The 21,204-nt window shown below is 62.5% G+C and carries 20 protein-coding genes; 8 read left to right on the forward strand and 12 right to left on the reverse strand.

What is annotated here, in order from left to right; genetic code table 11:
• Window positions 1–642: 642 nt before the first annotated feature.
• Together WA702_RS20375 and WA702_RS20380 are read left to right on the forward strand one after the other, a co-directional pair.
• Window positions 643–1,704 (forward strand): phosphotransferase, encoded by a 1,062-nt coding sequence (locus WA702_RS20375; RefSeq protein WP_425112347.1) that lies wholly within the window; start codon window positions 643–645, stop codon window positions 1,702–1,704.
• A 97-nt stretch (window positions 1,705–1,801) separates the two neighbouring features.
• Window positions 1,802–2,722 carry an SMP-30/gluconolactonase/LRE family protein gene (locus WA702_RS20380; protein WP_425112348.1) on the forward strand — a complete coding sequence of 307 codons (921 nt, stop codon included), beginning with the start codon at window positions 1,802–1,804 and terminating at the stop codon, window positions 2,720–2,722.
• Between the two features lie 623 nt (window positions 2,723–3,345).
• Here WA702_RS20380 and WA702_RS20385 read toward each other — a convergent pair.
• A complete protein-coding gene (locus WA702_RS20385) occupies window positions 3,346–4,146 on the reverse strand; it encodes an IclR family transcriptional regulator domain-containing protein (protein ID WP_425112349.1) in 801 nt (266 codons plus the stop codon).
• A gap of 137 nt (window positions 4,147–4,283) precedes the next feature.
• Window positions 4,284–5,372 carry an SDR family oxidoreductase gene (locus tag WA702_RS20390; RefSeq protein WP_425112350.1) on the reverse strand — a complete coding sequence of 363 codons (1,089 nt, stop codon included), beginning with the start codon at window positions 5,370–5,372 and terminating at the stop codon, window positions 4,284–4,286.
• Between the two features lie 115 nt (window positions 5,373–5,487).
• Here WA702_RS20390 and WA702_RS20395 point away from each other — a divergent pair, with 115 nt between their 5' ends.
• Genes WA702_RS20395 through WA702_RS20415 form a run of 5 tightly spaced genes read left to right on the forward strand, consistent with a single transcriptional unit; the run spans window position 5,488 to window position 9,985 of the window.
• Window positions 5,488–6,624 (forward strand): ABC transporter substrate-binding protein, encoded by a 1,137-nt coding sequence (locus WA702_RS20395; RefSeq protein ID WP_425112351.1) that lies wholly within the window; start codon window positions 5,488–5,490, stop codon window positions 6,622–6,624.
• Window positions 6,608–7,387 (forward strand): ABC transporter ATP-binding protein, encoded by a 780-nt coding sequence (locus WA702_RS20400; protein ID WP_425112352.1) that lies wholly within the window; start codon window positions 6,608–6,610, stop codon window positions 7,385–7,387. Before WA702_RS20395 ends, WA702_RS20400 begins: the two co-directional genes overlap by 17 nt.
• Complete coding sequence (locus WA702_RS20405; RefSeq protein WP_425112353.1) at window positions 7,384–8,115, forward strand: ABC transporter ATP-binding protein; 732 nt, start codon at window positions 7,384–7,386, stop codon at window positions 8,113–8,115. Before WA702_RS20400 ends, WA702_RS20405 begins: the two co-directional genes overlap by 4 nt.
• Window positions 8,112–8,981 carry a branched-chain amino acid ABC transporter permease gene (locus WA702_RS20410; RefSeq protein ID WP_425112354.1) on the forward strand — a complete coding sequence of 290 codons (870 nt, stop codon included), beginning with the start codon at window positions 8,112–8,114 and terminating at the stop codon, window positions 8,979–8,981. The genes WA702_RS20405 and WA702_RS20410 overlap by 4 nt, the downstream gene beginning before the upstream one ends.
• Window positions 8,978–9,985 (forward strand): branched-chain amino acid ABC transporter permease, encoded by a 1,008-nt coding sequence (locus tag WA702_RS20415; RefSeq protein ID WP_425112355.1) that lies wholly within the window; start codon window positions 8,978–8,980, stop codon window positions 9,983–9,985. The genes WA702_RS20410 and WA702_RS20415 overlap by 4 nt, the downstream gene beginning before the upstream one ends.
• A gap of 112 nt (window positions 9,986–10,097) precedes the next feature.
• Here WA702_RS20415 and WA702_RS20420 read toward each other — a convergent pair whose 3' ends face one another.
• The 6 genes from WA702_RS20420 to dctP form a co-directional block, all read right to left on the reverse strand.
• Window positions 10,098–10,337: a hypothetical protein gene (locus WA702_RS20420; protein WP_425112356.1), complete on the reverse strand. Its 240-nt coding sequence runs from the start codon at window positions 10,335–10,337 to the stop codon at window positions 10,098–10,100.
• Complete coding sequence (locus WA702_RS20425) at window positions 10,334–11,020, reverse strand: hypothetical protein (RefSeq protein ID WP_425112357.1); 687 nt, start codon at window positions 11,018–11,020, stop codon at window positions 10,334–10,336. Before WA702_RS20425 ends, WA702_RS20420 begins: the two co-directional genes overlap by 4 nt.
• A 50-nt stretch (window positions 11,021–11,070) precedes the next feature.
• Window positions 11,071–11,505, reverse strand: a complete 435-nt coding sequence (locus tag WA702_RS20430) for a type II 3-dehydroquinate dehydratase (protein WP_425112358.1) — start codon at window positions 11,503–11,505, stop codon at window positions 11,071–11,073.
• A 5-nt stretch (window positions 11,506–11,510) separates the two neighbouring features.
• Complete coding sequence (locus tag WA702_RS20435) at window positions 11,511–12,803, reverse strand: TRAP transporter large permease (protein ID WP_425112359.1); 1,293 nt, start codon at window positions 12,801–12,803, stop codon at window positions 11,511–11,513.
• An 8-nt stretch (window positions 12,804–12,811) separates the two neighbouring features.
• Window positions 12,812–13,324, reverse strand: a complete 513-nt coding sequence (locus WA702_RS20440) for a TRAP transporter small permease (RefSeq protein WP_425112360.1) — start codon at window positions 13,322–13,324, stop codon at window positions 12,812–12,814.
• 95 nt (window positions 13,325–13,419) lie between these two features.
• On the reverse strand, window positions 13,420–14,409 hold the full coding sequence (dctP, locus tag WA702_RS20445) for a TRAP transporter substrate-binding protein DctP (protein ID WP_425112361.1): 990 nt from the start codon (window positions 14,407–14,409) through the stop codon (window positions 13,420–13,422).
• 118 nt (window positions 14,410–14,527) lie between these two features.
• On the opposite strand from dctP, the gene WA702_RS20450 reads away from it, so the two are divergent.
• Entirely contained in the window at window positions 14,528–15,262 is a 735-nt protein-coding gene (locus WA702_RS20450) for a GntR family transcriptional regulator (protein ID WP_425112362.1), read from the forward strand.
• Window positions 15,263–15,640: 378 nt separating this feature from the next.
• Here the strand turns inward: WA702_RS20450 and iolG are convergent, their stop codons facing one another.
• From iolG to WA702_RS20470, 4 genes are all read right to left on the reverse strand, one after another.
• A complete protein-coding gene (iolG, locus tag WA702_RS20455) occupies window positions 15,641–16,645 on the reverse strand; it encodes an inositol 2-dehydrogenase (RefSeq protein WP_425112371.1) in 1,005 nt (334 codons plus the stop codon).
• Between the two features lie 456 nt (window positions 16,646–17,101).
• Window positions 17,102–18,001: a myo-inosose-2 dehydratase gene (iolE, locus tag WA702_RS20460; protein ID WP_425112363.1), complete on the reverse strand. Its 900-nt coding sequence runs from the start codon at window positions 17,999–18,001 to the stop codon at window positions 17,102–17,104.
• A gap of 6 nt (window positions 18,002–18,007) precedes the next feature.
• Window positions 18,008–19,879 carry a 3D-(3,5/4)-trihydroxycyclohexane-1,2-dione acylhydrolase (decyclizing) gene (gene iolD / locus WA702_RS20465; protein WP_425112364.1) on the reverse strand — a complete coding sequence of 624 codons (1,872 nt, stop codon included), beginning with the start codon at window positions 19,877–19,879 and terminating at the stop codon, window positions 18,008–18,010.
• Window positions 19,880–20,101: 222 nt separating this feature from the next.
• Window positions 20,102–20,629, reverse strand: coding sequence for a ParB N-terminal domain-containing protein (locus WA702_RS20470; protein ID WP_425112372.1), 528 nt, complete (start codon window positions 20,627–20,629; stop codon window positions 20,102–20,104).
• Between the last annotated feature and the right edge of the window lie 575 nt (window positions 20,630–21,204).

A 21,204-nucleotide genomic window follows, 5' to 3' on the forward strand; every position in this document is an offset into this window, starting at 1 on the left:
GAGGGGTGTGGTTTCGAACCGGGCGTTCGGACCTCTTACGTTGCGCATCGGCCAGCATCTGCGTGAGATCCGGCAGCCACGCTGCTATCCAGGGCTACACGTCCGCTTCGGGTCAGAAGCTGGCCACGTCACAGCTTGGCGCGAACGTCAGCTTTTTGAGCACCGCCAGCTAAACACTTTGTGCCGAGATGCGCGATGTTTTCGATAGGCCGGACTGGGGGCGGCGCTGGCTTCGTCCGCACAAACTCGCAGAGGAGGGAAGATCATGCCGTACTATACCGCAATCGTCACACTGCTCACGGTAGCTCTCTATTTCTTTATGGCGACCCGCGTTGCAGCGGCTCGGGGTAGGTTCAACGTGACGCACCCGGCGATCACCGGAAGTCTCAGCGCCATAACGCGCGACTGCCAAGCCGCTGCACGTCTCGGGTCCCTCCAGCAGAGGCGCGGAGGCACCATTGCAGATTGCTTCGATGAGGGGCGTGTCGCGAGAGGGACAACAGGCATTTCGGCGCACGTTTACAGTTCGCCTCTTCGATGCCAATATCACTGAAATGATATTTCACCGCGTGAAAAGTAACTTGGCCATGACTTATGCGAGAGATCGTGCGTCGGCTTTGCGGCGTTGCTTGGAGCGCGGTCATGACTGATGCCGTGTCAGCGGCGAGTGCGCCGGCGCTGGTGCCGATGTTGCCGAACCACCGCTTCGACGAAGCGGCGCTGACCGGCTATCTCGCGGGACGTGTTCCGGGTGCGGAGAGCGGCTGCGTGATCCGCCGATTCCAGGGCGGTCAATCGAATCCGACATTTCATCTGCAGACCTCGGCCGGTGGCTACGTGCTGCGGAAAAAGCCTGGCGGGATGTTGCTGCCTTCTGCGCATGCCGTGGATCGGGAGTTCAGAGTGTTGAGCGCGCTCACCGGGACCGACGTGCCGGTGCCGCGGCTCTGGCTGTTCTGCGATGATCCCGGTGTGATCGGCACACCATTCTACATCATGGACTATTTGCCGGGCCGCATCTATTCGGATCGCCGCATGCCCGATGTCGATCCTGCGCATCGCCGCGCGGCATTCCTCGATATGGCGCGCGTGCTTGGCCGCCTGCATCGGCTCAAGCCTGATGTGGTCGGGCTTGGAGACTTCGGACGCGCGGGCAACTATGTCGGCCGCCAGATCGATCGCTGGACCAAGCAATATCGTGCGGCGAATCTCGAACCCGAGCCGGCGATGGACAATCTCATCGCGTGGCTGTCCGATCGTGCGCCCAAGCTCGCGGACGAGACCACGATCGTTCACGGCGACTACCGGCTCGGCAACCTCATCTTTCATCCGATCGAGCCGGAGGTGCGCGCCGTACTCGACTGGGAGCTGTCGACGCTCGGCCATCCCTTGGCGGATCTCGCCTATTGCTGTCTTGCCTGGCGGACCCGGCCCGAGGAGGAGGGGCTGCTGGGTGTCGACGTGCCGGGGCTGCCGAGCGAAGCAGAATTCGTGACCGCCTACAGCGCCACAGCAGGCAGGCCGATGCCTGCGGATCTCGATGTCTTCGTCGTGTTCTCGCTGTTCCGCTGGGCTGCGATCGTCGCCGGCATCTACCGGCGTGCGCTCGACGGCAATGCGTCCGATGCGAATGCCGTGAATGTCGCCGGCGGCAAATTCCGTCGCCTGGCGCGCCGCGGCTGGGAGATCGCCCAGGGCTGCTGAGATCGCGGCAAGGCCGGCCGATATGAATAGCCAACCTGCCGGCTTGATCCGAGCCGCGCCGGGCACAAACGAACGGATCAAAAGGGAAGGCAGCGACATGGTCGACGTGAAGGTGGTGGCGGAAGGCCTGCGGTTTCCGGAAGGGCCCGTTGTCCTGGAAGACGGCACGATCGCCGTAGTGGAGATTGCGCGCGGCACGGTCACGCGCGTCGGGCCCGATGGCAGGACCTTCGCCATCGCGGAGCTCGGCGGCGGTCCTAACGGACTCGCGCTTGGCCCCGACGGTTGCCTCTATGTCTGTAACAATGGTGGCTTTGCCTGGCATGAGGAGCCCGGCATGATCAGGCCGATCGGCACGCCGGCAAGCTACACGAGCGGGCGGATCGAGCGCGTCGACCCGCGCACCGGCAAATCGGAGCTGCTCTACGATCGCTGCGGTGACGAGCGGCTGAAGGGACCGAACGACATCGTGTTCGATCGCGCCGGCGGGTTCTACTTCACCGATCTCGGCAAGACGCGGCATCGCGACCGCGACCAGGGCAGCGTGTACTACGCGAAGGCGGATGGCTCCTTCATCGTCGAGGTCGTTCATCCGATCCTGACGCCGAACGGCATCGGCCTCTCGCCGGACGAAAGAACGCTCTACGTCGCCGAGACCGAGGGTGGTCGGCTCTGGGCGTTCGATCTCGCCGAGCCCGGACGGATCGCGCGGCAAGCATTTCCGTCGCCGAATGGCGGCCGCTTCCTGTTCAACCAGGCCGGCTATCAGCGCTACGACAGCCTTGCGGTCGAGAGCAGCGGCAATATCTGCGTTGCGACCTTGATGACCGGTGCGATTACCGTGATATCGCCCGAAGGACGGCTCGTGGAGCAGGTCGCGATGCCGGATGTGTACACCACCAACATCTGCTTCGGCGGCGCCGACAAGAAGACCGCTTACATCACGCTCTCAGGCGTCGGCCAGCTCGTCAGCGTGCCTTGGGCACGGCCGGGCCTGAAGCTGAATTTCGCGCCCTGATGCCAGGCAGCGCCGGCGCTGCACGACGGGCAATCCGCGCATAAGAGCATTGTGCAAGTTGCCCGTCGTGCCAGTTTGTCGCACGCGGCACCGCTTGTGCCGTCGGGCAAATCAAGTCCACATTTCTCGGCGTCCCGGCTCACAGGAGGGGCGCTTCGCGATCGTCACGAAGGTTGAGCCAGCGATGCGATGGGCGCGCTGGTTTGCAGCTTGATCTGATCAAGCGGACGAACAGACCGGTGCGACGGTGAAGTCGCGTGGTTCTGGCCTCCCGGTGCTGAGGCCAAGTTGGCGGTGATGATCCGCCGATGACGGGGGCAAACAAGCCGGTCCCGGGAAGAGCGCGTATAAGCCGTTCAAACCGTCGCGCAGGGAAGGCCGGGTACGCCTGGCTGAGCCTGTGGTTCTGCCGCGTGCTTTTTGTTGCACGCGGACCATGGGCACCGGCCGATGCCCGGTCTTCCCTGCGCCCTCTGTTCACTCAGGAGGGTTCGATTGACACAGGACTCGGGCGTGAAGCGCTGCGAGAGCGCGGAGCCATGCCTTCGCTGTTTGACAGGTCCAGTGGACAATGCGCACGTCGATCATTCGACGGGGCCGATGCCGAACGTCGTGCCGCGATCTCAGGCGCTGCCGGCGCCGCCGCGCATCGTGGAGAGCGCGTCGGCGATATCAACGGCGGCGGCGCGGAGCGGTTTCAGGAAGCGGCTGACCACGCCGGCTTCATCGATCGAGTTGCGCAGATACATCAGGTTCAGGCTGCCGATCGCGATACCACCCAGCAGCACCGGCACGCCGACCGCGGAGGCGACGCCGTTGTAGGAGATGCTGGAGTAGTCCTTGTCCATGGTCGCATAGCCGTTGCGGCGGATCGTCTCCAGCCGGCGGCGCAGATCGTTCGGCCGCTGCAGAATCTCGTTCCATGGATCCTTGGAGCCATGGAGTGCGGCGATCGCCTTGTCGCGCGTCGTCGCATCGCAGAAGGCGAGGAAGGATTGGCCGAGCGAGGTGCCGAGCAGCGGCGCGCGATAGCCGGGCCTGCGGTTGAAATGCAATGCACCTTCGACGCGGCTGGTGCGGGCCATCACCATCGCGTCCTGATCGAACACGGCGACGTCGGAGGGCCATTGCAGAAGCTGATGCAGCCTGGACAGGATCGGCGCGGCAGCCAGCGCCATCTCGTCATGCTTCTGATAGCCGCTGCTGAGCTCCAGCGTCCGGCCCGTCGGCATATAGAGCTTGCTGGCCGGATGCCGCGTGATCAGGCCGGTATGAGCGAGCGTCTCCAGCATGCGGACGATGGTCGGTCGGCTCAATCCCGTTTCGCGGAACAAATCGGCGAGGCTTGCCTCTTTCAGCCGATTGACCGCCAAGAGAACGTCGAGAACACGCACCGCCGCTGTGACAGGCTCAAACGAAGGCATGGATCGGAAGTCCTCGCGAGAAAAAGCCGCGCCGACATTGCTGTTGCAATCGTCAAAGAAGGGCATAGGATATTTTGAATATTAATTTCATACAATGAAATAAGGGAGCGACGCGCGTGGGCCTGACCCGGCAGCTGTCATGCCTCTGGCGGCGGCAGGTAGCGCAGCTCCTGCATGCGGCCGAGCCACCAGCCCAGCGAAGCTTCGGTGTCGATGCAATCGGCGAAGCCGGCCTGACGGATCTTGATGGTGCTGAGCAGCGACGACGTCGAGTGCGTGCGCGAAAATGCGAAATCGGCGAATTGCCAGGAGCCGCTGACGAGCTTGTCGAGCGTGATGTCCTGCAGCCCATAACGTGCGACGATCGCGGCCCAGGTCGCGGCGTGCCCAGGCATGATGCGGGCGAGCGGCATCGGATGCGGCAGCCCGATCGGCATCGCGAAGGCGCTGGAGATGACGGGCCACAAATTCTCCCACGTCAAAGCGTCGCCATTGGTCACATTGAAGGTCTGGTTGGCTGCGTTGGACGAGCGGCCCGCCCAAGAGATCGCGCGTGCCAGCAGGCGCGCGTCGGTCGCTTCGGTCACGCGGCTGCCAATGCCCGGATAGACCAGGGGCAGGCCGAGCTGACGGCTGATCGCAGCATAGGCGCCGACGGCGGTGACCATGTTCATCATGCTGCCCTGCGCGAAGCCGAACACGACTTGCGGCCGGAAGATTGTCCAGCTCCAGGCCTTGCCGGCCTGCCGCGCGGCGAGGAAATCCTCTTGCGCCCAATAGAAGTTCGGATGGATGTGCCGCGGCGCGCTCTCGCGGGCCGGCACCGGGATCTGCCCGAGATGCACGCCATAGGCCTTGGCGCCTTGCAGCAGCGAGATGTGATGCAGCGTGGGATTGCCGGGCTCGATCGCGTCCAGAAGGTTCGTCAGCATCGCGAGGTTGGTGGCGATCTGGTCGGCGTCGAGCCAGCCCTGCGTAAGGTCAGCCTTCTCGAAGAGCGCCGCATAGACGATGTGGGTCAGGTTTCTGATCTCGCCGAGCTTGGCGCGGCAGGCCGCAGCATCGGTCAGGTCGACGCCGATATGGCGCGCGCCCGTCGCCGGACTTGGCGGCGTGCGCGACAGCGCGATCACATCGAAATCACGCTCGCCGAGGAAGTGGTCGATCACGGCGCGTCCGACCAAGCCGCCCGCGCCCGCGACCAACACTGTGCCTTTGACTGCCATTGGCGTCTCCAGAAAACTGCAAGAAGAAGAATTTTGTAGTTGATCGTAAGCACCAAAAAATCAGAAGTACAGAGAGCTAACAAGAGTAAGAAAAGATCAAAAGGGAGATAACACCATGCTGACGCGCAGGACGGTTCTGGCCGGGATTGCTGCTTCATCGCTCGTGTCTTCGGCGTCAGCCGCCGATACGATCAAGGTCGGCGTCATCATTCCGCTCAGCGGCGGTGCAGGCCGCCAGGGCCAGGATGTCGCCAATTCCGTGCAGGCCATGGCGACATTGATCAACGAGGGCGGCGGCGTGCTCGGCCGGCAGCTCGAAATCCTGGTGCGCGACGACGAGAGCACGCCGGCCATCGGCGTCGCGAAGGCGAATGAGCTCGCATCCGCCGGCGCCTCCGTGGTGCTGGAGGGCTGGAACAGCCCGGTGACGCTGGCGATGCAGTCGGTGCTGGCGCGTGCCGATGTGCTCGACATCACCATGATCTCGAAGGCCGACACCATCCTGACCAGCGCGTCGAATCCGCTCGCCATCCGGCTCAACAGTGCCAATGCGCAGGACGCGGCGATCATCGCGAAATATGTCAGTGGCCGCATGAAGACGGGGCGCGTCGTGTTCGTGACCGAGAATGACGCCTACGGCAACGGCGCCCAGCAGGGCATCGAGGCCGAGTTCAAGAAGGCGGGCCTCGACCTCACCATCGCCAGCACGCAGAAATTCCCCTTCGCCCAGACCGACTTCCGGGTCGAGACGACGAGCGTCCGGGATGCCAAGCCGGACTTGGTCATCAGCATCAATGCCAATGAGGGGGCAGGGCTGCCGGCCTTCCTGCAGCAATACGCCCAGGCCCAGGTCAGCGCGCCGCTGGTCTGCGCGGTCGGTACGGTGAGCCCGAGCGTGATCGAGACGGCAGGCAAGTCGGCCGACGGCCTTTACAGCGCTGATATCTACTTCCCGAACTCCGAGCCGTTCGCGAGCGATCCGGAAAACAAGCGCTTCGTGGCGCAGATGCAGAAGCAGTTCAAGACGACGCCGGACAAGTACATGGCGCTCGCCGGAGCAGCGCTGCAGGTCTGGGCCAAGGCGGCGGAGTCAGCAAAAAGCCTCGAGCGCAAGGCCGTTGCCGGCGCGATCCGCGGCAAGGAAATTCCCGGCACCATCTTCGGCACCGCGCGCTTCGACGCCAGCGGCCAGCTGGCGCATCGCTACTTCGTCTTCACGGTGAAGGACAGCAAGATTGTCGTCGAAAGCTGACGCGCCGCTGTTCGCGGTCCAGAACCTCTCGGTCCGGTTCGGCGGCTTCCAGGCGCTCAAGGAGATGTCGTGGTCGGTCCGCGCAGGCGAGATCCTCGGCATCATCGGACCAAACGGGGCAGGAAAAAGCACCTGCTTCATGGCCGCCACCAACATGGTGAGCCATGGCGGCAGCCTGCAGCTCGACGGTCGCGACGTGACGCGTGCGCCGGCACATCATCTGCCGCGCGCGGGGCTGCGCCGCACGTTCCAGCAGAACGCCTTCTTCGGCGGCATGACCGTGCTCGAGAACATGGCCGGCGCGTTGCTGGAGAACCGGCCGAGCCGGCTGGCGCAATCGGTCCTGGCGCCCTGGGCGGAGAGCCGGAAACGGCGCGGGATCGAGGCCGAGGCGCGGCGTCATCTGCTGAACTACCATGTCCCGGAAGCCGTCCATCACCGACTGCCGGGCGAGCTTTCCTACGGCACGCAGCGGATGCTCTCGATCGCGCTCGCCGCGGCGCCGGGCGCGCGCGTGGTGTTGCTCGACGAGCCCGCGGCGGGCCTCGGTGGCCCGGACATGATCACGCTGCGCGGCCTGCTGGAGCGGATGCGCGCGGAGGGATTTGCCGTCGTTCTGATCGAGCATCACATGGATCTCCTGATGTCGATCGCCGACGAGGTCGTGGTGCTCGAACTCGGACAGGTCATTGCAGCAGGAAAGCCTGCCGAGATCCAGGCCGATCCGCGCGTACTGGAAGCCTATCTCGGGAGGGCGGCGTGAGTTCGCGGCTCGAGATCAGCGACCTGCGCATCGCCTATGGCGCGAGCACGGTCGTGATGATCGAGCATCTCGTGGTCGAGCCTGGCACGCTCGCCGGCGTCATCGGCGCCAATGGCGCTGGCAAGTCGACCCTCGTCAACGGCGTTGCCAACTGGTCGCGAGCCGAGCCGCGCATCGCCGGCACGATCCGGCTTGACGGCGAAGATATCACCAGCCTGTCGCCGGAAGAGCACGTCCGGCGCGGTCTCCAGCTGGTCCCGGAAGGGCGCGGGGTCTTCATGGGCCTGACGGTCGAGGAAAACCTGACCGCCGTCGCGGGGCCGTCGGGCGAGACTGGTCGCAAAGCCTATGCGGTGGATGACGTTTACGAGCTCTTCCCGCGGCTTCGCGAGCGGCGGAGCAATTTTGCCGGCTCGCTCAGCGGCGGCGAGCGGCAGATGCTCGCGGTCGGCCGCGCGCTGCGCATGGCGCCAAAATTCCTGCTGCTCGACGAGCCCTCGATCGGGCTAGCGCCGCGCTTGGTCGTGACGATGCTGCAGACTATCCGCACGCTGGTCGAAGGCGGTCTCACCGTGCTGCTGGTCGAGCAGAACGTCAACGCGGCCATGGAGGTGACCGATGTGCTGCATCTGCTCGAGCGGGGCCGCGTGGTGGCAAGCGGTACGGTTGCCGAGATGAGAAACGATCCACGGATCATTGAGGCCTATCTCGGAGCGAGCCACGGATGAACGTCGCGCAACAACTCATCAACGGCATCATCATCGGGCATGCCTATGCGCTAGTCGCAGTAGGCTGGACGCTGCTGCTCGGCGCGGCGCGATTGGTGAATTTCGGCCATGGTCAGATGTATATGCTGGGCGCATTCGTGGCGTGGGGAATCATGAGCGCGACCGGCGTCCCTTATCTCGTCGCCGTATTCGGTGCGGTCCTGTTCGGCGCCTTGCTCGGCGCCATCATGCAGCGGCTGTTCCTGCGCCTGACATTGTCGCAGGATCTCGTGAATTTGATGATCGTTACGCTGGGTTTCGGCCAGGCGCTGGAGGGCGCGGCCGGCCTTGCGTTCGGGCCGAAGCCGCAGACGCTAGCGAGCCCGTTCCAGCAGATCAGTTTTCATTTCGGTCCGATCTGGTTCACGGCGCAGGATGCCATCTTGGTCGCGGCCACGATCGTCGTGTTCGTCGTGCTCTACTTAATCCTGAATCGGACGTGGGTCGGTGCAGCCGTTCGCATGGCGGCCGAGGACCCGAAGCTCACCGCGCTCGGCGGGATGCGGATCTCGCGCATCTATATGGGGATCTTCGCATTCGAGGGCGCGGCTGTCGCGTTCGCGGCGACGTTGGTCGCGCCGCGAACGCCGATCCTCACCTCGATGGGATTTGATCAGGTGGTGATGACTTTCGTCGTGGTGGTGCTCGGCGGTATCGGCAGCGTGCTCGGCAGCTACGTGGCGGGATTGGGAATCGGCGTTTTCACCGCGCTGTTCGGTGCGCTGGTCTCGCCGGCCTACACCACGGCTGCGGTGTTCGCGCTTTTGATCGCCGCTATGGTGCTGCGGCCCGGCAAGCTCGCCGCCTCCGGGAGCTTTGCGCGATGACGCTGGCGCAGCCTTACGCGCGGCTGCTTGCGGTCGGAGCGCTGATCGTTCTCGGCTTCGTCCTGCCGCGCCTGCTTGGCGGCTCGTCGCTGGTGTATGACACGCTGGTGGCGATCGCGATCTTTGCCGCGATGTCCTATGGGCTCGATATCGTGCTGTCGGATCTCGGCGAGATCAGCCTGGTTCACGTCGCCTTCTTCGCCACCGGCGCTTATGCGACGGCCATCCTCTCCGTCACCTATGGTCTGGGAGCCTGGGTCGCTCTCGCCGGTGCCGTACTGGCCGCGCTTGCGCTCGCGCTCGTGCTTGGCCTGATCACGCTGCGAACCCGGGAATTCGCATTCTCGCTCGTGACCTATGCGGCGACCGTGGTCTGCATGAACATCGCCGCGAATACCGATTTTCTCGGCGGCTCGGACGGGATCGTCGGAATCCCGCCGCTGGATCTTTCGATTGGACCGCTCGCGCTTACCGCGGCCCGCAGCGCGCAATTCTGGCCTTATGCCTACGCGCTGCTGCTGGTCACGATCTATATCGTGCATCGTTTTCGCCGGTCGCGATTGGGACAGGCGGCGCTGATGGTGCACATGAACCCGCGGCTTGCGACCATGTGCGGCCTGGACGGCAATCGTATCCGGCTGCAGGTCTTCCTGCTGTCTGCCGTGATTAGCGCCATGGCCGGATGGCTCTACGCGTTCCAACGCGCCTATGTCGGCACCGACCTGTTCGACACCTACTTTCTCGTCCTGATGCTGACCAGCGTCATCTTGGCCGGGCGGCGCATCCTGCTTGGCCCGCTGCTCGGCACCGCCACGCTGCTCGCCCAAAAGAGTTTTGCCTCGTTTGGCGCCTATGGCGACAAGCTCGTACTCGGCGTCGTCCTGGTCGCGGTTCTCTGTCTGTGCCCGCGCGGCTTGGCGAGCCTGCGGCTGCGACAGCGCGCTGGACCGGTTGCAGCCGGTGCCGAAACGCCCCAGGCCCAACTGCCGGGTGCGAGGACATGAGCGCTCGAGCAGCGATAGGCGGCGTGGGCCGCGGTAACGGCGTGCTTAAGCACTCGTCCTCGGTTTTCGACCGTCGCTTCCCGAGGAGAGTGCCAGCCTGATGGCTGTTAATTCAAGCCAACCGCGGCCCGGCTTGTGCGGTTTGGTGAAGATCAGACCGAGCAGATTCTGGACCGTACGTAGGCCCGCAAAAAAACGTCGGAAGCTCACCCGGGCTCACATGGAAGGGGATACAGAGCGCATTCACGCCATTGGCGCGGAACAGCGCGCTCCAGACTTCCGGATTGCGTACCTGCATGATCGGATCGCCGACGCTGCCGAGCACCCCTGTTGCGCCGTCGACGATCTTCACGCCACGTCCGCAGCTGTCAGGAGATAGGCGAGATCGTATACGCCAGCCTCATGCGACGTAATGGTCAGCGCCGCATGGAGGAGCTTTTGCACGTCGGGCAGCACCCGGGTCAGCTCACGGCGGCCGACACCGTCGACCAACACGACCGCGTCGAAGACGTCCTCGCCAGTCGAAGCGCGGAGTTCGCTTTCTCGTGTCTTGACGCGCGTTGTCTGCGGCGCGGCCACGCCGAGATGGGTACCGCAGACGCCGTCGAGAAGAGCGATACGATGTGCCAACCGGTCGGCAGCCGCCTCGAAAGCAGCCAGAGCATCCTTGCCCATATTAAGCCGGATCGTAGCCATTGCGCCGCCGAACCCCCGTCCCGTGCTGGCGGAGAGAATGCAGGCCGAGCGCGCGAAATTGCGAAAGTTCGGCTGGTTGCGATTGCTCCAGTGCGTCGGATTGTTGAGGCGCGCGCGGTAATCGTCGGAGCTCAGCACTTCGAGCGTCCGCGTCTCGTAAAGTGTGAACCAACGTTGGTGCGTCAAATCCCAATCGACGCCACGACGCGCCACGAGAAAGCCCGGAACGCCGAGCCGCTCTGGCATATGCTGGCGCGTATGCCAGTCGCTGTACTCCGCCTCGCCGCTGGCTTCGATATCGTGCCAGATCGCCATGAAGGCTCTGCCCTTGAGCGCCATTGCCGATTCTCCTGAAAACAGCTCTGCCAGCCGGCCGATTAGGCGGCCGGTTAGCCCAGCATTTCCTTTATCGAGGCGACGGCGACCCGGTATCCGCTGGCCCCTAGGCCGGCGATCACCGAGGTCGCGACCTTCGACACCAGGGAGTTGTGATACAGGCTCTCGCGGCGGTGAATATTCGAGATGTGTAATTCGATCATCGGGCCGGAAAACATCTTCAGCGCGTCCATCAGCGCGATTGAGGTGAAGGACCAGCCGGCGGGGTTAATGATGATGCCGGCGCCACCGTCCTCGGTAGCCTCGTGAATCCAATCGATCATCTGGCCTTCGGCGTTGGTCTGGTGGAATTCAAGCGGGTGATCGCCGGCTTCCTTGCGGCACATCGCCTCGATTTCGGCGAGCGTGGTGCGTCCGTAAATCTCCGGCTCGCGTTTACCAAGACGGTTCAAGTTGGGTCCGTTGAGGACGTAGATCGCATTCTGCATGATTTTTAGCCTTTGTAGCCAAACAGCCGCGGCAGCCAAAGCACGGCATCGGGGACGGCGGTGATGACGGCAAGCACGATTAGAGAGGCGATGATGAAGGGCGCCGCCTCTCGCACGATACGCGCGAGCGGCTGCTTCGTCATGTTGGCCAGCACGAACAGCAACAGTCCATAAGGCGGCGTCAAAAGGCCGATCATGATGTTGACGACGACCACCACGCCGAAGTGCACCAGATCGATGCCGAGCGCCTTCGCAGTAGGAATGAAAATGGGAACGATGATCAGGAGTATCGTTGTGCCCTCGAGCAGGCAGCCGAGAATGAGCAACAAGGCGTTCACGACCAACATGAACACTGGCGCGGTCATGGCGTGGCCCTGCATCAGGCGTGCGAGCGATGCCGGAACATTTTCGATCGTGACGACGTAGTTAAAGATCATGGCGCCGGCAATCAGCATGCCAATCGAGGCCGTAGCCTTGCTGCTGGTCAAAATGGTCTCGTAGAGCTGCCTCCAGGTTACGGCGCGATAAAGCACAGTGGAGGCGAACAGCGCGTAGAAGGCGGCGGCCGCTGCGCCCTCTGTCGGCGTCATCACACCACCATAGATGCCGAAGAGCAGGATCACCGGCAGCATCAGCGCCGGGAAGGCGCGCAACGTGATTCGTGGCATCTCCTTCAGCGGGATCGCCGGTTCGACCGGGTAGTTGCGCCGCCGCGAGATGATCGAGTTCATCACCATGAAGGCAAGGCCCAGCATGATTCCTGGCACGAAGCCGCCGAGAAACAGGTAGCCAATAGAGGTGTCGGAAACGAGCGCGTAGACCACCATCGGAATCGATGGGGGAATGATCGGGCCGATTATGGCGGCGGAGGCGGTGACCGCCGCCGCATAGGCGACCGGGTAGCGGTTCTCCTTGGTCATCATGCCGATGATGATTCGGCCGATCCCGACCGCGTCGGCGATCGCCGAGCCCGACATGCCGGCGAAGATCATGTTGGAGACGATGTTGACGTGGCCGAGGCCGCCACGATAACGGCCTACCAGCACCAGACAGAACCGCAGCAGCCGGTCGGTCAGGCTACCAATGTTCATCAGGTCAGCGGCGAGAATGAACAGCGGAATCGCAAGCAGGACGTAGCTGTTGAACAGACCGTTGAGGATCTGCTCGGCGGCGGTGCCGAGATCCTGGCCCATGAGCAGCAGATAGAAGACCGACGAGACGATCATCGCATGTCCGATCGGCAGCCCGAGTGCGCCGAGCAGCACGATGCTGATGATGCAGAGGGCGAAGGGGGACATGATCATCGTCAGTCCCCAAGCTCCGCGGGATTAGTCGTGGGGGACTTGTTGCCGTGGATGGCGCGCCATACAAGCCAGAGGTAGCGCACGATACAAGCGGCGGTGAAGATGATGAAGACCGAATACATCCAGTTGAGCGGTATACGCAGATAGGCCGAGTGCTCGACCTTCATGAAGCTGACGTAACTGTAGGCTGCAGGCAGCGAGATGGCGTACATCAGGACGAGCGCGAGAGCAGTGATGACGGTGAAGACGCGTCGCGTCCGCTCCGAAATCTGCGAGTAGATGATGTCGAAGCGGATCTCCTCTGTCTCCCTGAGTGTGAAGGCCGCTCCCCACAATACCGTCCACAGCCAAGTGGTGATGATGAGCTCTTCCGACCAACCGAGTGGATCATTCAGAACGTAGCGAAAGAGGATCTGCAGGATGAACGTGCCAAACATCACCGCCAACAACGCCACGGCAACGTTTTCTGCGCGGCGCCTGAGCCAGTACGCCACGGCGGTGAGACGGGGATGCATCGGTGTTCTCTCGGCTGGGCGTGTCGGAGCAAGCCTCAATGGCAGACGGCCGAACCGGGAATACCTACCGATCGTCCGCGGAAGGGAAGCTTGCCTCACGTGATCGCGTTGACGGCCTCGAGCGCGCCCTTCGGCCAATCCTTGCCGTACTTGTCGACGTACTTTTTCTGGGCGTAAGTCCGGAAGGCGGCCACGTCCGGCGTGTAGACCTTCTTGCCCTCATTCTTGAAGTACTCGAGCGTCTCGGCCTCCTGCAAGTCGAAGCGCTTGATGTTCTCCGCCGACATCTTGTCCGCGGCGGCCTGAAATGCCGCTTGCTGCGCTGAGTTCATGGCGTCCCAGATTTTCGAGCGGATGACCATCACGTCGTAAGCGATGACGTGCTTTGTGAGGACGAACTGCGTGGTCACCTCGTCGAACTTCATCAGCTTCGAGGCGACGACCGGATTGTCCTGACCGTCGACGGTGCCCGTCTGCAGCGCCGTGTAGAGCTCGGCGTAGGCGACCGGCGTCGGGTTGGCGCCAAGCGACTCGCCGAGAAATTGCCAGAACTCGCCTGGCGGCATGCGCAGCTTGATGCCGGCCATGTCGGCGGGCGTCTTGATCTCTTTCGCCGGCTTCAGGTTGACGCTGCGCGAGCCGAAATAGACCGGCGTGATGACCTGGATGCCGAGCTGGTCCTTGGCCATCTTGATGAAGCTCTTGCCGATGTCGCTCTTGAACGTTTTCGCCATGTGATCGGCGTCGCGGAAGAGGAACGCGGAAGTCAGCAACGACCAGGCCGGGATCTGCTTGGAAATGTCGGCGGGCGCAAGGTTGCACAGGTCGAGATTGTCGCGCTGGAGCGCGACCAGCTCGGCGCCCTGCTTGAACAGGGTGTTGCCCCAATAAGGTTCGAAGTCGAACTGGTCTTTGATTGCGGCGGCGAATTCCTTGTAGGCCTGCGCCCGCAGGTCGGTCTCGGTAAAGGCGGAGCTGAAGCGCAGCTTCGTCGCGGCGCGCGCGGCAGTCGGGATGATCGTTGCGGCGGCGAGCATGGAGGCGCCGGCGGCCAAAACGCGACGGCGCGAATAGGACATCGTCATTGGTAGTCCTCCCGGAAGTGCTTTTATGGTTTCTGTTGACGAATTATCCCTCTTGCGATTGCCAGTTCAATGGTCAAATATGTAAGTATCATATGAATGGCTGATCATCAGGTGATTGATGCACGTAGACCAGCGCCGGACTGCCGCCGAAACGGCTGGTGAGAAAGCCTATCGCCGGATCCGGGACGACATCATCGCTGGAACTCTGGAGCCCTCGCAAAGGCTCAAGCTCGACGCTCTGAAGGAAAGCTACGGCGTCAGTGTCAGCACGCTACGCGAGCTCCTGAACCGGCTGACTTCGGAAGGACTGATCGTTGCCGAAGGCGCGCGCGGCTTCGAGGTGGCGCCCATCTCGGTTCAGAACTTCAGGGAGGTGGCGAACCTACGCCAGCTTTTGGAGAGCCATGCCCTTGAGGCGTCGTTCGCCGGCGGAGATATGGACTGGGAAGGGCGGGTCGTAGCCGCGCACCACAAGCTTTCTGTCGTCGAAGCGCGCATGCTCTCGGGCAACCGCACGGGCGCCGACGTCTGGAAGCGCTACGATTTCGAATTTCACCACGCGCTGCTGTCGGCCTGTGGCTCGAAAGTGCTACTCGACACGCATTCGGCAGTTTTCGACAAATACTTGCGGTATCTGATCATTGCCGTCGTCTTCCGCGGCGAGGTGACCGCGCGTGAGCATCGCGCGCTGCTCGAGTGTGCACTCAAGCGTGACGTCCGCACAGCTAAGGACGTACTCGCCCGCCACATCCAGGAGTGCGTCGCGTTCACCCTCGCTAAAGGCACAATGGGTCGGAACAGGTCTAACAGATCGACGAAGCGGGATAGAACAGCCTCCTCGATGCAGGCGTGAGACTCACAGGATCGTCGTTGCGTAGGTTGATCGCGCTCGCTTGAGCGAAGGCAGCTTAGGGCCTCGAAAATCAATCTGCGCCCGTCCGCGCCTAGGTCGGCTACGGGCCACAGGACTAAACCGCTCGCGCGGTAGGGCGCCAGCGAGCAGCACGGCGATCAGCGGGCCAGGCTCTCTCACCCGCAGCCGTCCCGAACTACTTGGCGATGCAGGTATCGATGGCAGCACCAAGCCCCTGCGTACCGCCCGTGACAATCGCGATCTTCCCAAGCATCGAAGTCATACACGTTATCCAACGGTCGGTTCTGGCACGCTCGGCTGTGAGACCCTGTGTAGCTTGACGCTGCTGCTATTCGACGCCCGGAGGCAAGATCAACTTCATGCGATATTAGAGACCTCGACCGTCTTGCCGGTCCTGGCGGACTCGACCGCCGCCTCCGCGAGCATGAGCGCGCGGTATCCATCATCGAAAGTCGCCTGGATCGGCGTAGCGTCGCGAACGGCGGCAATGAACGCCGCGATCTCGGCCTCATATGCCTCCGCGTAGCGCTGGATAAAGAAGTCGAGGTACGGCTCAGCCGCTTCAGTTGTGGTCGAGCCGTAAAACTTCAGCTCATGCGCCTTCTTGTTGTCGGAGATGACCATCCCATCGCTGCCAAAGAGCTCGATCCGCTGGTCGTAGCCAAAGGCGGCTCGTCGAGAGTTGTTGATGTGGCACAGCTTTCCGTCAGCAGTGCGCATGATCACCATAACGGAGTCGTAGTCGCCGAAATCCGGTCCGATGGTAGGATCAACAAGCGCGCTGCCGGCCGCGAGGACCTCTGTCGGCTCGTCGTTCAACATGAATCGAGCCACGTCGAAATCATGAATCGTCATGTCACGGAAGATGCCGCCCGAGACCGCAGTGTAATCTCGCGGCGGCATCCCGGGATCACGCGACGTGATAATCACCTGCTCGAGCTTTCCGATCTTGCCGGCGGCACAAGCGTCGCGCGCAGCTCGGTGCCCGGGGTCGAAGCGGCGATTGAAGCCAATCTGAATCGGTACGTTGCAGCCTTCAATGGCCTTGCGGCATGCTCGCACCCGACCGAGACTGAGATCAATCGGCTTCTCACATAAAATCGCCTTGCCGGCCTTTGCCGCGAGTTCGATCAGATCGGCATGCGTTGCAGTCGACGTCGCAATGAGAACCGCGTCGGCCCTACTAATCGCATCCTGCACGCTTGCGGAGACCCCGCAGCCATGCGCTCTGGCGACCGCTTCAGCGGCAGCTGTGTTTGGATCGAATACGGTCTCGAGGCGAGCTCCGTCGGCCTTGGCAAGATTACGGGCGTGCAAGACGCCAATGCGCCCGCACCCGAGCAATGCGAATTTGATCGCCACCATTTCCTCCCGTGCATGAATACACGTTTTCGCGTTCACTTGCTGCTCCTATGTGCCTCGCCCAGCCCTTGACGGTAGCACTGGCAGCGAGACCACAGAAAAACGACGTCAACCCGCGGATTCCAACCGTTACCGGCAAGTAGAACGGCTCGAACGCTAGGATATCGCGTCTTCCCCTCAAAAAGCCAGTCGTCGAGCGCGTGTTAGCGTAGCGTGTGTGGCGTCGGGCGATGCAATCACGATCGCGTCGATCTGATCCGACGCGATTAACGATTAAAGGATCCGAAAAGACGGCCGCTTCGGAGGCAACAGCCTGCGCCCGAGCCGCGTCGGCATCAAGATCCCTATCCCGATGCTCATCTCACCTCCACTCCCAACCTCGCGCCAAAATGATTCGCGAAGGCAGGGCGAGAGCTGAGCGCTTCTTCGAGTACGCCGCCATCCGGTCCGTCCGGTTCATTGCACGACTTCGTATCCGGCCGACGCCATCAAACGCATTAGTTCCGCGTGGCCTTTCCTGGCCATCTCGAGCGGGGGACTGATCTTCGGATCCTGCTCAGCCTCGACGACGAACCACCCCTCGTATCCATAGGACGCGAGGCGGTCGATGATCGCAGCAAAGTCGAGCGAGCCGTCGCCCGGGACGGTGAACGCCCCCTTCACCACCGCGTCGAGGAAGCTCTCTTGTTTGCGGTCGAGCTTGTCGATAACGCTGCCGCGGACGTCTTTGGTGTGCACATGGCTGATGCGGGAATGATGTTTGTCGATGACACGCAAGACGTTGCCGCCGGCAAAAGCCATGTGGCCAGCATCGAACAACAACGGTAACGCCTCACCCGAATTCGCCATGAGCAGGTCGAGCTCAGCTTCGGTTTCGATCGCCGCAGCCATGTGATGATGGTAGGAGATCGGCATTCTCTGCCCGGCACACCACTCCGCGAAGTCGGTCATCTTGCGTCCGTATGCCTTGATCTCCTCCTCCGAAAGTTTGGGTTTGGTATCGAGCGGCGCGGATCGAACACCCTGGATCGAGCGCGCAGTTTCGCCATAGACGATGCAGGGCGCCTTCGCAGCAATGAAGAAGTCCATCTGGGCGCGAACGCGGTCCTTTTCCCGTTCGATGTCGCCGTCGAGCAACCGACCGGAGAACCAGCCGCCGCAGATGGAAATGCCGAATCGGGCGAGTATCGGCCCGAGCTCCTCCATGTTCATGGGGAAACGCCGCCCGGTCTCCATTCCCGTAAAGCCGGCGACGCTCGCCTGGCGCAAGCACTCCTCCAGACTCACGTCATCGGACAGCTCGGCAAGATCGTCGTTCCACCAGGCAATGGGCGCAATTCCAAGTTTCGCCTTCATGGATCATCAAACTCCGATGCGCTGTTTCGCGCGGATATCTTCCTGCTGCTTGCGCGCGCTTCGAACCGCCTCGCGCGAGGATATTTGGGGTACGCCGACATCCCAGTCGGCATCGCCCGGCACCCAGGAATACGCGTCCGAGGCGATCGAAAGCACGGTGGTACGGTCGTTGCCTTTGGCCCATTCGAGCGCGGCAACGAGGTCGGCAAGGCTCTCGCAATGCCGTGCAGCCGCCCCCATGGCCTCGGCGTGCTTGGCAAAGTCAACGTGGAGGGGGGTGTCGCGATTCTGAACGCGACAATCGGTCAATAGATTGTTGAAGCCTGGCACGCCTTTGGCTTGTTGCAATCGGTTGATCACCGCAAACCCGCCATTGTCACAGACCACGACGATCATCTTGTGACCGCTCAGGACCGTCGAGTAGATGTCGGAGTTCATCATCAGATAGGTGCCGTCACCGACCATCACGATCGGCGTGCCGCCGAGTCCGCCGGCACCGGAATTGGCGATCGCATGGCCCCAACCAGCCGCGACCTCGTAACCCATGCAAGAGAAGCCGAACTCAAGGTCAAAGCTGTTCGGCGCCTTGACGCGCCAGCCTTTTGCCACTTCGCCGGGCAGCCCCCCGGCGGCTGAAATCAAAGTGTCTCTTTCGCCGGCGGACGCATTCACGACCTGGACTATCTGCGCGTAGGTCGGCACCGCTGCATTACTGGGAGCTTGCAATGACTCGAGCAGCGCGTCCCACTCCCTAAAGAGCATCTGAGCACGCGCCATGTAGGCTGGATCGACGCGCCAGGCGCCGAGCTCCGCATCGAGCTCTGTAACCGTCTCCAGCGCGTCGCCCACCACCGCCAGTGCGCGATGCTTCACCGCATCGAACCTGGCGGCGTTGATCGAGATGAAGCGCGCGTCCGGGCTGAAAGCAGTCCATGATCCTGTCGTGAAATCCTGGAGACGTGTCCCTACCGCAAGGATCACGTCGGCTTCGGCTGCGAGCGCGTTTGCCGAGGTTGAGCCGATGATTCCGATCGGTCCCGCATGGGCCGGGTGATAGTGGGTCACCGCGCCCTTGCCGGCGACCGTCTCGACAATCGGAATTCCATGCTTGACCGCAAAATCCGCAACGACATGTCCTGCCAGCGAGTAGCGCACGCCGCCTCCGGAGATGAGGATCGGCTTCTTCGCGGTCTTGAGCAGCGCGGCTGCTTCCGCGAGTTTCCGGCGGTCGGGACGCGGACGCGGAATGGTCCAGGTTCGAGGTTCGAAGAAAACCTCGGGATAATCGAATGCCACCTCCTGGGTGTCCTGTGGCAGAGCGAGGAATGCCGGGCCGCAGTCGGCCGGATCGAGCATGGCGGCCACGGCCTGCGGGAGCGAAGAGATGATCTGCGCCGGATGGGTGATGCGATCCCAATAGCGGGTGACCGCCTTGAACGCGTCGTTCACAGTGACGGTTGGGTCGCCAAAATGCTCGGCCTGCTGGAGAACCGGATCGGGCAGCCGGTTGGTGAACGTATCACCGGCGATGAGAAGAACCGGCAAGCGGTTTGCATGGGCCGTTCCCGCCGCCGTCACCATATTCAGGGCTCCGGGGCCGATCGACGACGTGGCTATCATGATTTGCCGCCGGAGCTTGGCCTTGGCGAAACCAATCGCCGCCAACGCCATCGACTGCTCGTTCTGCCCGCGCCAGGTGGGCAGACGATCCTGCATCGTCTCCAGCGCCTCGGACAGGCAGGTCACATTCCCATGTCCAAAAATGCCGAAGACGCCGGCGAACAGGGGCACGCGAACACCGTCGATTTCGGTGAACTGCTCAGTCAGCCATCGCACCAGGGCCTGGGCCATGGTGAGTCGGATTGTGGCGCCGGTCATGTGGTCTCCTCCGTCGGCCGTTTGCGAGGAACATAGTGCGCCACTCACCTAGCTGAAACAAATCTTGCGCCGCAACCTGGTATGTCTCCCACGTCGAGTGGTTATTAGCGGCAGCGCGCGCGGACGCGGCGGATCATGCTGCGCTGATCCTCCTGACGGATTGCCGTTGAATGAATTGAACATCGGAATGCAGGTAAGGCAGAGCAGTCGCGCGGTGAATGGTCAATATCGACCGCCACTGCGCTCTTGTTGCTTGATCCAGTCCGACAACGTCCGGAGTGTCGATCCGGAATGCGCGGAGCGCGATTGTTTCGATGCTGCGATGAGGTTGCTCCCGACCGTCTTGTTCGGGTGCTCTCGCTTGTGCGTTGCAGCTTCCGCTTGGGAGGCGGTTCTCGACGTTTCGGCAAGCTCCGCCGCCTCTTTTTCGAGGCGGAGTTTCCTCAGCCGCTCCATTTTCTGGCGTTCTGCGTCTGCAGCTTGAGATGGGTGCGGCGTCTGACGTGCCGCCTCGGCCGAAATCAACCGTCCGATGATGGCGCGTTCGCCGAGCGCCTTGCACGCTTCCAACCGATGAAGCCCCTCGACCAGAACGAAGTGGTCCTTCTCACGCCGGACGAGAATGGCGTCCTGTTGTCCGATGTCCAGAATGCTTCCCGCGATGTCTTGAACCACCTCGGGTTTGAGAGCTTTCCGCTTCATCTCGGGAACGCGGATCTTTTCGATGGGGAAGCTTTGCGGGTCGGACACAGTCTTGCTCCGTAAGTTCGATGCTTCTTGGAGATCGCGCCCGACCCAGCTGCCGGTCGAAATTTGCGACAGTCCCAAGTCCGGATCGACGTGTCGTGGAGGACTGAGACACGGGCACGCGCATCTAGAATAGTAAAATTGCGGTTCAGACCGCAAGCATAGCATGCCGTCGGGCGGGAGGACGGGCGCATCGGACCGTCGGTTTGGCGAGGTGGCGTACGACGATAGCGCACTGCCGATCCCGAAGGGCCAAACCATGCCGCAGCCCGACGTCATCGCAACAATGTTCGAGGCTGCGGCAATCCGGGAGTCGGAATCGCGTCCTAGGGCCGGTTGCACCCGGTTACGCAGGTCTTGATTCTGATACGGCTCGATCTGGACGGTTGGGCACCCGGTTCCTGTGATCTGACCAAGCGGACTGCGCAAATGCTTCGGTTGGTACCGGAGTCGCGGCTCCGCTGGTCGGAAGCATTTTTTTCCTTCCGATCTTCTGCCATACATATGGCGAACGAAACTTTGTTGCCCGCAAAGTTCCGGGAATTGGAACGAATTGCCATTTTTTCCCGTTTTAACGC

The organism is Bradyrhizobium sp. (assembly GCF_049798375.1).
In the GTDB taxonomy this organism is placed as follows: domain Bacteria; phylum Pseudomonadota; class Alphaproteobacteria; order Rhizobiales; family Xanthobacteraceae; genus Bradyrhizobium.